We start from the raw sequence: 15,209 nt of genomic DNA on the forward strand, positions 1-15,209 counted from the left end.
GCACCCAACAACGCAAGGACCGGAGAGCAGTATGGCCGAGGACGTCAAAACCGGAAATCCCGTATGGGAGACGATCAAAACCATCGTCTATGCCCTGCTGATCGCGGGCGTTTTCCGCACCCTGTTCTTTCAGCCGTTCTGGATTCCCTCGGGGTCAATGAAGCAAACCTTGCTGATCGGGGATTTCCTGTTCGTCAACAAGATGGCCTACGGCTATTCCTACGCGTCCTGCCCCAGCCTGATCATTCCCCGCATCGGCCTGGACATCGACGCCGAGGACATCTGTGGCTGGATGCAGGGCGACGAAAACACCCGCTTTCTGGGCGGGGAGCCCGAGCGTGGCGACGTCATCGTCTTCCGTCACCCTGCCACCGGGCGTGACTATATCAAACGCCTGATCGGCCTGCCGGGTGATCGCATTCAAATCCGCGAGGGTCAGATCATCCTCAATGGCACGCCGGTCCCGCAAAAACCTGATGGCGTCTTCACCGAAACGGCCGCTCCGCAAGGCCCGCAACGCCTGCGCCCGCGCTGTGAAAACGGACCGGTGGGTGTTGGCGCCGAGTGTGAAAAATCCCGATCGATTGAAACCCTGCCAAATGGCGTTAGCTACGATGTGCTGAATATCGGCAATCAGGCGTCCGACAACACCGGCATCTATACCGTGCCCGAAGGCCACTATTTCTTCATGGGTGACAACCGCGACAATTCCAGTGACAGCCGCCTTCCGCTCTCCGCCGGCGGGGTGGGCTATGTGCCTTACGAAAACCTGATCGGTCGCGCCGATCGGATCATGTTCTCGTCCGCGGGCCGGTCGATGCTGTTCTTCTGGACATGGCGCGGTGATCGTTTCTTCAAGGCGGTCAATTGAAGCTCTCGGCAGACATAAAAGCGTTTCAGCAGCGTTTGGGGTATGAATTTTCCAACCCCGGACTTCTGGTCCGCGCGCTGACGCATGGGTCCGTCTCGTCGGCCACCCGGCCGGATAACCAGCGGCTGGAGTTTTTGGGCGACCGTGTTCTGGGCCTTGTGATGGCCACCGCGCTGCTTGAGGCCGACAAGAAAGCCTCAGAAGGCCAGCTTGCCCCCCGTTTCAATGCGCTGGTTCGCAAAGAGGCCTGCGCCGACGTTGCCCGACAGATTGACCTGGGTGCCGTGCTGAAACTGGGCCGGTCCGAGATGCTGTCCGGAGGTCGTCGCAAACAGGCTCTGCTGGGCGACGCGATGGAGGCCGTCATCGCCGCCATCTACCGCGATGCGGGGTTCGAGGCCGCGCGTGACGTGATCTTGGCGCTTTGGGGCGACCGCATCCACACGGTCGAGGCCGATGCCCGTGATGCCAAGACCTCGCTTCAGGAATGGGCGCAGGCGCGGGGGCAGAAGCCGCCCAGCTATGTCGAGGTCAAACGCAGCGGCCCGGACCACGCGCCCGTGTTTACCATCGCCGCCCGCCTGCAGGACGGGACCGAGGCGCAGGCCACCGCGGGATCAAAACGTCAGGCCGAACAGGCCGCGGCCAAGGCCTTGCTGGAAAGCCTACCGAAGTAACCGCCCCGAGCGACAAAGGGATTCTCTTCATCTGACCAAAAATATCTCGGGGGTGGCCGGATGAAGTCAGGGCAAGGGGGCTGGCCCCCTGCCGGTCGGATTGGCGTAGCCAATTCGAAACTCAGATGACCCGGATAAAGCCCGTCAGCCCGGTTTTCTGATGCTCGATCACATGGCAGTGGAACGCCCAGTCGCCGCGATTGTCCGCAACCAAGGCAATGTCCACGACTTCATCCTTCAACAGCAGCATCGTGTCTGTCATGAGGGGTGGCAGGCTGCGCTGGTTCGATTTCAACGGTAAGAAGGCCAGACCGTGCAAATGTATTGGATGCAGGTTCGGCGACTCGTTGCGCAGCCGCAGGACATAGCTTTTGCCCTTCGCCAGCGTCGCCAGAGGGCCAACCCTCTGTACCGCGTCACCGGGCCATGGTTTCCGGTTGATTGACCAGAAATTGGCCCCGAGAGAGCCACAGAACCCATTGGTCGGTTCTCCCCCTTCGGGCGTCCAGCCAAAGACAAACTCATGCATCTTGGCCTTGCTCAGATCGGGTTTGGTCACCGGGTTTACCGGCAAGGGCAGCAACTCGCGCAGGTCGCGCGACACAGACGCCCCGGTTGCTCGCAACCGCATCATTGCGCGATGTGGTTGGCCCGGGAACTTTGCCATCAGGTCAACGGTCTGCCCTTCGCCTGCAGGCATCTGTACCGCGAAATCCACCCTTTGCCCGGGGCCAACCAACAGTGGGGCCTCGGCGTTGGGCATTGGCACCTCAATCTCGACCGGGTGGCCGTCCCAAGCGATGATCCGGGCCTCGGCGCCCTGCAAATGGATCTTGTAGATGCGGGCCGTGTCCGTGTTGACCACCCGCAACCGCACCAAACCACCAGCAGAGTGATCATAGATCGATCCGTTCAGCCAGTTCGCCGTCTGCACATTGCCGAATGTACCCGCCCGCGCGGCTCCGCGCGTCGTGTAGGCAGGCAGGAAGGATCCATCATCATCCAGTCGGAAATCGCGCAGATTGACCACCTGTTCGCTGTCAAACCCGGGGTCTTCAGCTTCGGCTATCACCATCACGCCGGTCAGGCCATGGGCCATCTGTTCCATCGTCATGCAATGGGGGTGATACCAATAGGTGCCCGCGTCCGGTGGCGTGAATTCATAGTCAAACACCTCACCCGGTCCGATCGGCATCTGGGTCAGATAGGGCACTCCGTCCATACCGTTGGGAATTCGCAGCCCATGCCAGTGCATCGCCGTGTAGTCGGGCAGGGTGTTGCGCACCGGCAGCCGTATCACTTCACCCTGTTTGCCATACAGAACCGGTGGTGGTGCGTCCGGCGATAGGCTGACCATACCGGTGGTCACCTGATCACGCAGCGCAAAGCTGGCGGATTGAACAACCAGTTCCTGTTCCCCCGCTGCCAGTCCGAATCCACCCAAGCCCAACGCGCCGGCGGCGGCTCCGCTGCCGAAAAGAAACTCGCGACGTTTCATTGTTGCCTCACATAAGAAGAATTGCCTGGCTGGGACTGGCGCGGCTTGATCGGGTTTTGCCACCGTAACCGCATGGCGGCAATGCGACAAATCCCTCTGGCCCGCCGGGCCTTTCTGCTATAGGGATGCGCACTTGCAAACAGGATCGCATTGAACATGACCACACGCGCCGGATTTATCGCCCTGATCGGAGAGCCCAACGCAGGCAAATCCACCCTTCTGAACCGCATGGTCGGGGCCAAGGTCTCGATCGTGACGCATAAGGTGCAGACCACGCGCGCCCGCATCCGTGGCGTTGCGATGGAAGGTGATGCGCAATTGGTATTCGTCGATACGCCCGGCCTGTTCAAACCGCGCCGCCGACTGGATCGCGCCATGGTTGCAGCCGCGTGGGGCGGGGCTGCGGATGCCGATGTCGTTGTGCTGATGGTTGAGGCGCATCGTGGCATTACTGAAGGGGTCGAACGCATCCTCGAAGGCTTGGAGGAAATCGGGCAGGGCCGCACCGTCGCGCTGGCGATCAACAAGATCGACAAGGTGCCCTCCGAGAAGCTGCTGGCACTGACCAGCGACCTGAACGGGCGCTATCCCTTTGCCGAAACCTTTATGATTTCAGCCGAAAAAGGCTTTGGTGTGGATGATCTGCGCAAATGGCTCGCTTCGGAACTGCCCGAAGGGCCGTGGCTGTACCCCGAAGACCAGATCGCTGATCTGCCCTTGCGCATGATCGCGGCCGAGATGACGCGAGAAAAGCTGACCCTGCGCCTGCATCAGGAACTGCCCTACCAACTGACCGTCGAGACCGAGAATTGGGAGGAGCGCAAGGACGGTTCCGCCAAGATCGATCAGGTCATCTATGTCATGCGCGACGGCCACAAAGGCATCGTTCTGGGCAAACGTGGTGAGACGATCAAGGCTGTTAGCCAGGCCGCGCGGGCCGAGTTGGAAGAGTTCCTTGACCGCAAGATCCACCTGTTCCTGCAGGTCAAGGTCCGGCCCAACTGGCTGGAGGAATCCGAACGCTATTCGGAAATGGGTCTGGATTTCAAAGACGGCAACACATGAGCCGCCTGACGGCTGAATTCTGGGTCCACGCCTATCTGGCGCGGCTTCGTTTTCAGGAAATCCCGGCCTTTGTCGTGGCCCATGGCGACGACACGGCGGGGGCGGTTCTAATCAAACTGAACACGCTGGATGGTCAGGCAGCGGCCTTCCAGCGCAGCTTTGACCTGATGAGTGGTGAGCGGAAATGGGTCGAACTGTCCTCCGGCCCCGAGGCGGATGTGGACACCGCAATCGGACGCCAGCGCAGCTTTGACCCCGACCTCTGGGTGATTGAGGTCGAGGACCGGCAGGGGCGGCATCTTTTGGGCGAAGACGGGTTGGAGTAGACTTCTCATTTGCACAGAGTTTTAGCAGGGCCCTGAAGCTTCCTCCATAACGCTGTCGCCTGAACTGTTGTAGACATTGATTTTTAGCACGCCGCCCAGTTCTAGGAACTCTCGGATGGCTTCATCTCGACAACCGTCGAAGTGGTCTGCAAGTCTGATGTTATCCGGGCTCATTGACGGTAACGAGTTGTATTCATCAAATTGTGCATCAGGGATAGACGCTTCAATAAAAACCGTCTTTCCATCAGTGGTGACCTCAGTTACTTCGAAACCATCTTTGTCGGGTTCTCCAACAAGCGTTCCAAACGCCAAGACAAAGACGTTTGCGTAGGTGCAAAGCTGTTGGCCGTTGCAGCTTTCAGTGATTTCCCAGAATTGTTTGTCAGTAAGCCCATCTTCCGTAGAGCACGCCGTAAGTGAAAATGCTGCGAAGCAGATTAGGAGCGATCTTAGGAGCATTCTTAGTCTCGTAATGGGTTCGTTAAATGAGAAGTTCTTCGGAATACTCTCTTGTCATGGATGATTTGAGTGTTGAACGCGAGTAAGTCATAAATGAAATTGTTGTATATGAATGTGGCGCGTTTGCTTCATAGTCACTCTGAACTGGGTAGCCTGATCTTCTGTCTTGGAAGGCAGTAGGTACATTTCGGCATCCACAATGCTTTGGGAAAACAGCTTTCGGCAATGGACTGGCGCGACCACGGCATACTTCTGACCTCTCGCCGCCATGGTGAGACAGCGGCGATCATTGAGGTCTTTACCGAGGGCCACGGTCGTCATGCTGGTGTCGTGCGCGGTGGGACCAGCCGTAAGATTGCTCCGATCCTGCAGCCTGGCGCGCAGCTGGATGTGCTCTGGCGCGCGCGGCTTGAGGAGCATATCGGGACGTTTCAGGTGGAACCCCTGCGGTCGCGGGCGGCGGCGGCGTTTTCGGGGCGGCTGGCACTGGCCGGGTTGAACGCGGTGGTGTCGTTGCTGTCGTTCTGCCTGCCCGAGCGCGAGCCGCATCCGGCGATCTACAAGCAGACCGAACAGTTGATGGACCTGTTGGGCCAGGATGAGATCTGGCCGCTGGCCTATTTGCGCTGGGAACTGGCGCTGCTTGAGGAGTTGGGTTTTGGTCTGGACCTGTCCGCCTGTGCGGCGACGGGGACCACCGAAGGGTTGGTCTATGTCTCACCCAAGACCGGTCGGGCCGTCAGCGCCCAAGGGGCGGGGGAGTGGGCGGACAAGTTGTTGCCCCTGCCGCCTTGTTTGCGTGGCGAAGGGGCCGCGCCGGACGCCGAAATTGCTGATGCCCTAAAGACCACCGGGTATTTTCTGGAGCACCGGGTCGCGCCGTCGCTGGGCCATCATCCGCTGCCCGAGGCGCGAGCGCGGTTTGTGGATCGGTTCACTCGACGGCTGTGAACACCATCTCGTGCCCGTCATCGTTGCGCAGGATCAGCACATCGCCTGACACTTCGGATAGGGTCATGGCCATGAGGGCGGCGAAATAGAAGCCCTCGGCCTCGAGCCCGGCACAGGCGGCGCGGGTGGCGGTCAGATCCGTGACCTCAAACCACGGGTAGGGCGCGTTCAGGGTGCCGCTGTAGCTGTTGCAGGGGGCGTTGCCTTCGATCTTACCGGTCTCGGGAAAGCGCAGCAGGGCACTGGCCTCGTAAGGCTGCCCGTCAATCTCTTGCAGCGCCCATGTCTGGTCTGCCGCGCCATAGGCGGCGACCGTCTCATCCTTGTCGCATTGAAACAGGGCAAGCAGGGGCAGGATCAGGATCAGGCGTGTCATGGGTCGGTCTTAGCGCAGCAGGGCGGTCGACGGAACCGCTAGTAAGGCAGTTCGCCGCTGATCAACTCTTCCCGCACTTCCAGACGCGGACGCCAGTTGTACTTGGTATCCTCTCGCACAGAGGCCCATGTCAGCGCGCCACTTGCACGCCACGGGTCAAGGATGATCCCATCATACATGGAATCCCCCTTGGCGCTGATCAGGGCCGAGTGGTGGATGATCCGGAATTGCGTCGGAGGAGACGTGGCCCAGTGCAGGTCCAGCGTACGGAAGTTTTCCTGCCGCAAGCGCGTCGTCATTGCTTGTGCCCAGTCGTTGCACAGGCCCTTTTCACGGAAGCCATTGATGACCTTGGCATTGTGAATGATGGCCGAGTCGGTGACGTTCCATTCCTGCTTCAACCGTTGTGAATAGGTGTAGGCGATTGTCGCGGCCTTTTGCGCCTCGGCCGGATCGACCTTTGGGTCGAGGGATTGAATGGCCTGCGCCAGATCGTCGATATCGTTCTGTGTGGCGGTTGGCTGTGTCTTGGCGCAGCCGCTCAGGACGAGGGCCGCAAGGACCGCCCAAAGTGCGAAAAGTCGTCTGGTCATTCCTGCAGCCATTCCTTTTGAAGCGCAGGGTGCTGTAACCGGGTTGCCGTCTAAGATCAAAGGGGAAGTTTGCGCGTCAGCGGATCACAACCGGCACCCAACAGAAAAAGACCCGGCACAAAGGCCGGGCCAGTCGGGGAAACAGGAATGCCGAGAAAGGTCAGCCCAGCAGACGCCGCGCGATGACCTGTGCCTGAATTTCGGCAGCCCCTTCGAAAATATTCAGAATGCGCGCATCGCACAGGACACGGCTGATCTTGTATTCCAGTGCAAAGCCGTTGCCGCCATGAATCTGCAGACCGTTATCCGCAGCCGCCCAGGCCACGCGCGCGCCCAACAGCTTGGCCATCCCGGCCTCAAGGTCACAGCGCTGGCCGTGATCCTTTTCCCAAGCCGAGAAATAGGTCAGCTGACGGGCAATCATGATCTCAACCGCCATCATCGCCAGCTTGCCGGACACGCGGGGGAAGTTGATCAACGACTTGCCAAATTGCTTACGATCCTGCGCGTATTGCATGGCGATATCCAGCGCGCACTGGGCCACACCGATGGCACGGGCTGCGGTCTGGATACGGGCGGATTCGAAGGTCTCCATCAGCTGTTTGAAGCCTTTGCCCTCTTCGCCGCCCAGCAGGTTCTCACCCTTGACCTTGAAACCGTCAAAGCCGAGCTCGTATTCCTTCATGCCGCGATAGCCCAGAACCTCAATCTCGCCACCTGTCATGCCGGGGGTGGGGAAGGGGTTCTCGTCGGTGCCCGGCGTTTTCTCGGCCAGGAACATGGACAGACCACGGTGGTCGGTGGTGTCGGGATTGGTGCGGGCCAGCAGGGTCATCACATGGGTGCGCGCCGCGTGGGTGATCCATGTCTTGTTGCCGGTGATTTCATAATCGCCATCCGCGTTCTTGACCGCGCGGGTGCGCAGGCTGCCAAGGTCCGATCCTGTGTTAGGCTCGGTGAACACGGCAGTCGGCAGGATTTCCGCGCTGGCCAGTTTCGGCAGCCAGTTGGCCTTCTGTTCGTCGGTGCCGCCCGCGATGATCAACTCGGCCGCGATCTCGGAGCGGGTGCCCAGCGAGCCGACGCCGATATAGCCGCGCGAGAGTTCCTCGGACACCACACACATCGAAGCTTTGGACAGGCCAAAGCCTCCAAATTCTTCGGGGATGGTCAGGCCAAAGACACCCATCTCGGCCAGTTCCTCAATGATCTCGATCGGAATCAGCTCGTCCTTGAGGTGCCAGTCATGTGCATTGGGTTCGACCTTTTCCTGCGCATAGCGGCGGAATTGGTCGCGGATCATTTCCAGCTCTTCATCCAGACCCGAGGCGCCGAACATGGTGGCCCCCGCCTGATCTTCCATCAGCGCCACCAGACGGGTACGAGCGGCCTGCGAGTTGGCCTGCGCCATCAGCGTCTGCACTTCAGTGCTTTGGAAGCCCGACAGCGCGTCCCAGCCGAGGCCCATATCCTGCAGGCGTACGACCTCACCCTGATTCATCGGGATGCCGCCTGCGACCTGATGCAGGTACTCACCAAAGGCGATCTGGTGCAGCAACTGCTCCATCTCACCGAACTTGCCGTCCGCCGCCAGCGCATCGGCCCAGCGTTGCATCTGTTGCAGAGACTGGTTGTACGTCGCCAGCCAAGCCAGACCATGCGCGGCGGTCTGGTTCGCCTCGATCAGCGCGCCAGAGACCCGGCCGTCTTCGGTGACCATCTCACGAACTGCATCGCGGGCGCGTTCGAAAACGGTTTCGACCGCGGGCAGGGCGGCACGGGTCAACGTCAGAAGCTCGGGCAAAATCGCGGATGTTGTCATCTGGGTCATATCCTGTCCGTCATGGGCCATGAATCAGGTCCTTCTCTGGTGTCGTCCGGTCATATCATGCTGCACGTGCAGCGCAACAAAAATACGTGAACTGCGGCTAAAAAGTTCGAAAATTGCTTTGACGATTTTGCAGTGCAGCGCCCGCCAAGAGTGATATCACGGGCGTATGACGCTGTTTTCCCTGCTCACTCCGCAAGATCTGATGCTGGCCCTGATCGTCGCCTTCGTGGCGGGGTGGGTCAAAGGCATGGTTGGGTTTGCCATGCCGATGGTTCTGATTTCCGGGCTCAGTATGTTCCTGCCGCCCGATCTGGCGATTGCCGGGCTGATCCTGCCAACACTGGTGACCAACAGCGTTCAGGCCCTGCGTGAAGGACTGCCCGCCGCCGTTTCGGCAATCAAGCAGTTCCGAGTCTTTCTGATCGTCGGGTTTGTGTTCCTGCTGCTCGGCGCTCAGCTGGTCAGCGCCGTACCTGCCCGGACCTTTTTGCTGATGATCGGCATACCGGTCACGTTTTTTGCGCTGATACAGGTGCTGGGGGTGCAGCTGTCCCTTGGTAAACAATCTGCACGGATTGAGGTTGGGATTGGCGCGGTTGCCGGGTTTATCGGCGGGATGTCCGGCATCTGGGGGCCGCCGACCGTTGCCTACCTGACTGCGTTGAACACGCCCAAAGCGGTGCAGATGCGGGTGCAGGGGGTGATCTACGGTCTGGGGGCGGTGGCGCTGATGCTGGCGCACCTGGGCTCTGGCATTCTGCGGGCCGAGACGGTGCCGTTTTCCGCAGTCCTGATCCTCCCGGCGCTGGCCGGAATGTGGATCGGGCTGGGGCTGCAGTCACGCATTGATCAGGCAGTGTTTCGCAAGGTTACCCTGTTGGTTCTGCTGATTGCAGGTGTGAACCTGTTGCGGCGCGGGTTGCTGGGTTAGCTGTGACGGTCGGCGAACCGGAACGTGAAATACAGACCCAGCATCAGGAAAAACAGGCCCGAGATGTCGCCGATCAAAAAGGCAACGTATTCCACGCGCGCACTGCCGAAGGCCAGATTAGTCAGGCCGGCAACAAGAAAAGATGTGATGATCCCAACCCCCATGACACAAGACCAGCAGGGCTTGCGATCGGGGCGGGGAAACAGGTCCCAGCCTGCCCATTTGCACAGATAAAACACGGCTGGCACCGTGGTGACGGCAATGACGATCGCCATTAACCGGCTTGGAAGGAATACATCACTGCCGCCGAGAAAGGCAAAGACCAGAAAAACCCCCGGCAGAAGTGCGAAGATCGCCCGCCATCCCAGCAGCCACGCCGACAGAACCCGCACGCCGTGCGGCAGGAAAAGAAGACTGGCCCTACTTGGATATTCCGGAAAGAACACATTCTGAAGTGGCATCAGTACCTGAAATGTAAGGTACGATGCCACAACATAGGCCAGTGAGGCCCAGAAAGTGTCAGTCACCCAACTGCGCAAGTCGATCATCAGCTACCTGTGCGCAGGTTCAAGGCGTCATTTGGGGGCATGAACGATATACCGGCCCCGGTTGGCGCTGCCGCTTTGCGACAGATAGCCTTTCTGCACCAGCGATTTCAGCGCGCGGAAGAAGGTCGGGCGCGAGACGCTTTGAACAAGTGTGTGCTCGATCAGTCCGAAGGTGCGCACCTCTTCGTCGGATTTGGACAGCTCTTCGGCAGCATAATAGATATCACGCTCAACCGGAGACAGCTGCTCCAGCCCCAGCGTCCGCTCCATGCTTTGCATCAGCTTGCGCAGTTCGGTCAGTTTCGAGATTTCAGTCATATTCTACCCATCGATTCCGGTGCCATCAGCCGCGTGTCCGCGACGAATGCGACACACTGATCTGAGTGATTTCAGCACGTCTCATCTTGACACTTTTTCCCTTTGTAATACAGTACATATCTGATTAGGTTGCTCAATTTGCTGATGTGATCGTCTGCTCGAGCCGCCCCAAGGTCTTTTCAAGTTCGGTCCGGTGCGGAAATGCGCCGGACCTTTTTGTCATAATGACGTCATCAAATAACCCATGAAGCGGTCCCGGGCAACGGATTTGTAACCGTTTTGTGCGCAATACAACCTGCGGGAGATATCTTCGCGACGATACATCCAAAAGAAAAAGGGGGCGAAACCGCCCCCTTTTCCGTTAGCCGATTGCGACAGCTTTGATGTCTTCGTCGATGAAGGGCAGGTACTGCTCGAAGTTCTCGGCGAACATCTGCACCAGTTTTTCCGCCTGTTTGTCGAACGCGGCCTGATCGTCCCAGGTGCGGCGCGGGTCCAGCAGAACCTCGGCCACGCCAGGCACCGAAACCGGGACGTCAAAGCCGAAATTGGCGTCCTTGCGGAATTCGGCATCGCGCAGCGACCCGTCTAGCGCCGCGGTCAGCAGGGCGCGCGTGGCCTTGATCGGCATACGCGAGCCAACGCCATAGGCGCCGCCGGTCCAGCCGGTGTTCACCAGCCAGCAGGTCGCGCCGTGCTGGGCAATCTTGTCCCGCAGCAGGTTGCCATACGCCTCGGGCCGACGCGGCATGAACGGCGCGCCAAAGCAGGTCGAGAAGGTCGGCTGCGGCTCGGTGACGCCACGCTCGGTCCCGGCGACCTTCGAGGTGAAGCCGGACAGAAAGTGGTACATCGCCTGCGCCGGTGTCAGCCGTGCGATCGGAGGCAGAACACCAAACGCGTCACAGGTCAGCATGATGATGTTCTTGGGGTGACCGCCCAGAGCGCTGCTGGAGGCGTTCGAGATATACTCGAGCGGGTAGGCGCAGCGCATGTTCGCGGTCAGCGAGTCGTCGTCGAAATCCAGTTCCTTGGTCTCGGGGTCAAAGACCATGTTCTCGATCACGGTGGCGAACTTGCTGGTGGTCGCGTAGATTTCGGGCTCTGCTTCGGCGTTCAGGTTGATTGTCTTGGCATAGCAGCCGCCTTCGAAGTTGAAGGTGCCGCGATCCGACCAGCCGTGCTCGTCATCGCCAATCAGGGTGCGCGACGGATCGGCGGACAGGGTGGTTTTGCCGGTGCCCGACAGGCCGAAGAACACAGCGGTGTCCACCGGGTTGCCAACGGCGTGGTTGGCCGAGCAGTGCATCGGCATCACGCCTTTTTCCGGCAGCATGTAGTTCAGCAGGGTGAACACGGATTTCTTGTTCTCGCCGGCATATTCGGTGCCGCCGATCAGGATCATCTTGCGATCAAAGTTCAGCGCGATCACGGTCTCACTGCGGCAGTTGTGCTTGGCTGGGTCGGCCTGGAAGCTGGGGCAGTTGATGATGGTAAAGTCGGCGATGAACTCGTTCAGATCCTCGCGATCCGGACGGCGCAGCAGGTGGCGGATGAAGAGGTTGTGCCAAGCCAGCTCGGTGACCATGCGCACGTTGATGGAGTAGGCCGGATCGGCACCGCCGACGAGGTCTTGCACGAAATAATCGCGGCCTTTCATATGGGCCAGCATATCATCGTAGAGTGCGTCGAAGCCCTCGGGGCTCATGGCGGCATTGTTTTCCCACCAGATGCTGTCGGCAACACTGTCGGTTTTGACGACGTGCTTGTCCTTTGGCGACCGGCCAGTGAACTTGCCGGTGGTGACCAGAAAGGCTCCGCCATTGCCAAGGGTGCCTTCGCCACGCTTCAGCGCCTCTTCGATGAGTGCAGGTTCCATGAAGTTGTAATAGACATTGCCCAGACCCTCGATGCCCTGATCTTCGAGGCGGAATTGCGGGTTAACCCGTCCAGATGTCATGTGTGTCTTCTCCTGTGGCGGCGCTGCGGCAGTTGGGGCCACGTGCGCTCTTGGGGCAGTGTGCCGGGAAGGTCCGGCGGCTGGGCGCGTCTTATCACGGTCGTTTGGGGCATGAACAGGAGGGTTTGACGCAGTTAGCGCAACCAAGCTCAGGTTTAGCGCCATCAGGAATTTCCTGTCGAAAAACAAGGCGCTTTTCTGCGCCGATTAACGGCTTTTTTGCCGCAGCTGTGTGACAACAATCGTGCGATTCGCAGATACGGATTGATTCGCAGCCGTAAAACCGACAAAGATGCCTTACTAATAAGCGAAATATTGCATGAGTGAGCAGGAATAGGGGTAATCCCGATGTCAAAGATTGCACTGGTGGACGACGACAGAAACATTCTGACGTCTGTGTCCATGACGCTCGAAGCCGAGGGATTCGAGGTCGAAACCTATAATGACGGGCAAGCGGCCCTGGATGCATTCAACAAGAAACTGCCAGACATGGCCGTGCTGGATATAAAGATGCCGCGCATGGACGGCATGGACCTTCTGCAGCGGCTTCGGCAAAAAACCCAGATGCCGGTGATCTTTCTGACCTCGAAAGATGATGAGATCGATGAAGTGCTGGGCCTGCGCATGGGCGCGGACGACTATGTGAAAAAGCCTTTCTCGCAGCGTTTGCTGGTCGAACGTATCCGCGCGCTTTTGCGCCGGCAGGAAGCGACCGCAGGCGATGTGACCAATGCCAATACCGGCGACACCAAGGTGATGGAACGTGGCGAATTGCGGATGGACCCGTTGCGCCATGCGGTAAGCTGGAAAGGAACGGACGTCTCTCTGACCGTGACCGAGTTCCTGCTGCTTCAAGCGCTGGCGCAGCGTCCAGGTTTCGTCAAAAGCCGCGATCAACTGATGGACGTCGCCTATGACGATCAGGTCTATGTGGACGACCGGACCATCGATAGCCATATCAAGCGTTTGCGGAAGAAGATGCGGGCAGCAGACCCCGAGTTTTCGGCCATCGAAACGCTGTACGGCATCGGGTACCGGTACAACGAAGAATAAGCTTGGCCGCTGAAAAAGGGTAACCGGATCTGGTGCGCGATACGGAACAAGCCATCGAAGTACGGGACGGAGATGTCGTTCTCGGGGATGATTGGGTCATCCCGCAGGATCCGGAGTCGGCCGAGCTGCGCGCTAGGCGTCGTCGGCGCAACCTGTTTTCGTTGCGCGGCTCACCGCTGGCGCGGAAGATTATCACCTTCAACCTGATCGCGCTGTTCATCCTTGTCACCGGTTTGCTGTACCTTGACTCTTCCCGCGAAGAGCAGGTCCAGCAGACCGCGCGTAACCTGATCGGGGACGCACAGCTGGTCAGCAACGTGTTCGAGGCCCAGCTGCGTCAGAGCCAGGCCGCCGGCTCTTCGGAAACGGCGGCGCTGGACGTGAAGGACACGCTTGCAGGCCTTAGCCTTCCTGACGGAGGCGAGGTCTTTGTCTATGACGGCGGTGGAACCCTGATTGGCTGGACACGCGGGGCATCGACCTCGTCGCAGATGCCGGTTCTTCTCGGGTCTGAAGCCGAGGTTCAAACCGGCAGTACATTGATCAGCGACGCGCTGAATGCGGTCTGGACCGGTTTGTCCCGGGTCTTTGCCGGCGGGGGCGGTACTGATGCACCGACCCTTGCGCAAAGAGTGCAGGAGATCATTCCACAGGCTTTGCAGGGCCAGATGCAGGTGCAGGCGGTGCAGGATGACATGGGCCAAACCGTCATTGTCAGCGCGGCGCCGATTCTGCTGGACGGAGCGTCGGTTGGCGCGGTCGCCATGGCAGGTCCTGCCGGTGAGATCGACGCGCTGGCCCGGCGCGAACAGGAACGCATTCTGCAGATGTTTGTCGTGGCGTTACTGGTGTCTGTCGGGCTGAGCCTTGTGCTGGCCTCGACCATCGCCAACCCGCTGGCCGATCTGGCAGCAGCCGCTGAAATGGGTAAGGATCGGGGCGCCGGGGTCAACCCGGGCCGTATCCGCATCCCCGACCTCAGCGCGCGCCCGGATGAAATCGGACGCCTCAGCCGTGCACTGCGGGGGATGGTGACGGCGCTGTACAGCCGCATCGACGCCAATGAACAGTTTGCTGCGGACGTGGCGCATGAGATCAAGAACCCGTTGGCCAGTCTGCAGTCGGCGGTGGGCACCCTGCGCATGGTCAAGCGCGAGGATCAGCGCGATAAACTGCTGGGTGTGATCGAACATGACGTGCGGCGGCTTGATCGTCTGGTCAGCGACATCTCGAACGCGTCCCGACTGGATGCCGAACTGGTCAAGGAAGAGGAACAGCCTTTCGACCTGCTCAAGCTGTTAGGCAATATCAGCCAGTTTCTAGGTGAAGACGCCCGCGCCAAGGGCATCGACTATATCACCGACCTGCCCTCCAAGCCGATAACAATCAACGGGCTCGAGGCGCGTCTGGCGCAGGTTTTCGTCAACCTGATCACCAACGCGATTTCCTTCTGCGAGGAAAGCGATGCCATCCGGCTCTGGGTGCGGCGGCGCGAAAACCGCGTCCTGATCGTGGTCGAAGACACTGGCCCCGGCATTCCGGAGCAGGCGCTGACCAAAATCTTCAAGCGGTTCTACTCGCAACGCCCGGCTGAACATTTCGGCAACAACTCGGGTCTCGGGCTGGCGATCTCGAAACAGATTGTCGAGGCGCATGGCGGCGTGATCTGGGCTGAGAATATCCGCCCGACCGAGGCGGACATCACGTCGGATCCGCAAGGCGCGCGTTTCGTCGTCGGCCTGCCCGTGTAAA

At 59.7% G+C, this 15,209-nt stretch carries 16 protein-coding genes; 8 read left to right on the forward strand and 8 right to left on the reverse strand.

Annotation, left to right across the window (positions count from 1 at the left end; translation table 11 throughout):
- Window positions 1-31: 31 nt before the first annotated feature.
- Both lepB and rnc read left to right on the forward strand, forming a co-directional pair.
- Window positions 32-871, forward strand: coding sequence for a signal peptidase I (gene lepB / locus GOX63_RS21845; protein ID WP_170328315.1), 840 nt, complete (start codon window positions 32-34; stop codon window positions 869-871).
- Window positions 868-1,548: a ribonuclease III gene (gene rnc, locus GOX63_RS21850; protein ID WP_170328314.1), complete on the forward strand. Its 681-nt coding sequence runs from the start codon at window positions 868-870 to the stop codon at window positions 1,546-1,548. Before lepB ends, rnc begins: the two co-directional genes overlap by 4 nt.
- 121 nt (window positions 1,549-1,669) lie before the next feature.
- Here the strand turns inward: rnc and GOX63_RS21855 are convergent, their stop codons facing one another.
- Entirely contained in the window at window positions 1,670-3,046 is a 1,377-nt protein-coding gene (locus tag GOX63_RS21855) for a multicopper oxidase family protein (protein ID WP_170547221.1), read from the reverse strand.
- 156 nt (window positions 3,047-3,202) lie between these two features.
- Between GOX63_RS21855 and era the strand changes: the two genes are divergently transcribed.
- The gene (gene era / locus GOX63_RS21860; protein WP_170328312.1) at window positions 3,203-4,111 is read left to right on the forward strand and encodes a GTPase Era; all 909 of its coding nucleotides are present in this window, start codon (window positions 3,203-3,205) and stop codon (window positions 4,109-4,111) included.
- The gene (locus tag GOX63_RS21865) at window positions 4,108-4,437 is read left to right on the forward strand and encodes a DUF1491 family protein (protein ID WP_170328311.1); all 330 of its coding nucleotides are present in this window, start codon (window positions 4,108-4,110) and stop codon (window positions 4,435-4,437) included. Before era ends, GOX63_RS21865 begins: the two co-directional genes overlap by 4 nt.
- 21 nt (window positions 4,438-4,458) lie before the next feature.
- On the opposite strand, the gene GOX63_RS21870 is transcribed toward GOX63_RS21865, so the two are convergent.
- A complete protein-coding gene (locus GOX63_RS21870) occupies window positions 4,459-4,896 on the reverse strand; it encodes a hypothetical protein (protein ID WP_170328310.1) in 438 nt (145 codons plus the stop codon).
- 225 nt (window positions 4,897-5,121) lie between these two features.
- Here GOX63_RS21870 and recO point away from each other — a divergent pair, with 225 nt between their 5' ends.
- The gene (gene recO / locus GOX63_RS21875) at window positions 5,122-5,847 is read left to right on the forward strand and encodes a DNA repair protein RecO (protein WP_170328309.1); all 726 of its coding nucleotides are present in this window, start codon (window positions 5,122-5,124) and stop codon (window positions 5,845-5,847) included.
- On the opposite strand, the gene GOX63_RS21880 is transcribed toward recO, so the two are convergent.
- The 3 genes from GOX63_RS21880 to GOX63_RS21890 form a co-directional block, all read right to left on the reverse strand.
- On the reverse strand, window positions 5,831-6,223 hold the full coding sequence (locus tag GOX63_RS21880; RefSeq protein ID WP_170328308.1) for an META domain-containing protein: 393 nt from the start codon (window positions 6,221-6,223) through the stop codon (window positions 5,831-5,833). The genes recO and GOX63_RS21880 overlap by 17 nt on opposite strands.
- Window positions 6,224-6,261: 38 nt before the next feature.
- Window positions 6,262-6,816: a hypothetical protein gene (locus GOX63_RS21885; RefSeq protein WP_170328307.1), complete on the reverse strand. Its 555-nt coding sequence runs from the start codon at window positions 6,814-6,816 to the stop codon at window positions 6,262-6,264.
- Between the two features lie 160 nt (window positions 6,817-6,976).
- A complete protein-coding gene (locus GOX63_RS21890; protein WP_170547224.1) occupies window positions 6,977-8,668 on the reverse strand; it encodes an acyl-CoA dehydrogenase family protein in 1,692 nt (563 codons plus the stop codon).
- 145 nt (window positions 8,669-8,813) lie between these two features.
- On the opposite strand from GOX63_RS21890, the gene GOX63_RS21895 reads away from it, so the two are divergent.
- A complete protein-coding gene (locus GOX63_RS21895; RefSeq protein WP_170328305.1) occupies window positions 8,814-9,578 on the forward strand; it encodes a sulfite exporter TauE/SafE family protein in 765 nt (254 codons plus the stop codon).
- Here GOX63_RS21895 and GOX63_RS21900 read toward each other — a convergent pair.
- The 3 genes from GOX63_RS21900 to GOX63_RS21910 all read right to left on the reverse strand — a co-directional run bounded on the left by GOX63_RS21900 (window position 9,575) and on the right by GOX63_RS21910 (window position 12,404).
- A complete protein-coding gene (locus GOX63_RS21900; protein ID WP_254436060.1) occupies window positions 9,575-10,126 on the reverse strand; it encodes a hypothetical protein in 552 nt (183 codons plus the stop codon). The genes GOX63_RS21895 and GOX63_RS21900 overlap by 4 nt on opposite strands.
- 27 nt (window positions 10,127-10,153) lie before the next feature.
- The gene (locus GOX63_RS21905; protein ID WP_170328304.1) at window positions 10,154-10,444 is read right to left on the reverse strand and encodes a hypothetical protein; all 291 of its coding nucleotides are present in this window, start codon (window positions 10,442-10,444) and stop codon (window positions 10,154-10,156) included.
- A gap of 361 nt (window positions 10,445-10,805) precedes the next feature.
- Window positions 10,806-12,404, reverse strand: coding sequence for a phosphoenolpyruvate carboxykinase (locus tag GOX63_RS21910; protein WP_170328303.1), 1,599 nt, complete (start codon window positions 12,402-12,404; stop codon window positions 10,806-10,808).
- Between the two features lie 348 nt (window positions 12,405-12,752).
- Between GOX63_RS21910 and GOX63_RS21915 the strand changes: the two genes are divergently transcribed.
- Together GOX63_RS21915 and GOX63_RS21920 are read left to right on the forward strand one after the other, a co-directional pair.
- Window positions 12,753-13,457, forward strand: a complete 705-nt coding sequence (locus GOX63_RS21915; protein ID WP_170328302.1) for a response regulator transcription factor — start codon at window positions 12,753-12,755, stop codon at window positions 13,455-13,457.
- 32 nt (window positions 13,458-13,489) lie between these two features.
- Window positions 13,490-15,208, forward strand: a complete 1,719-nt coding sequence (locus GOX63_RS21920; protein ID WP_170328301.1) for an ATP-binding protein — start codon at window positions 13,490-13,492, stop codon at window positions 15,206-15,208.
- The last annotated feature ends 1 nt before the right edge of the window (window position 15,209 follow it).

This window comes from Ruegeria arenilitoris, assembly GCF_013031355.1.
GTDB lineage: Bacteria > Pseudomonadota > Alphaproteobacteria > Rhodobacterales > Rhodobacteraceae > Ruegeria > Ruegeria arenilitoris_C.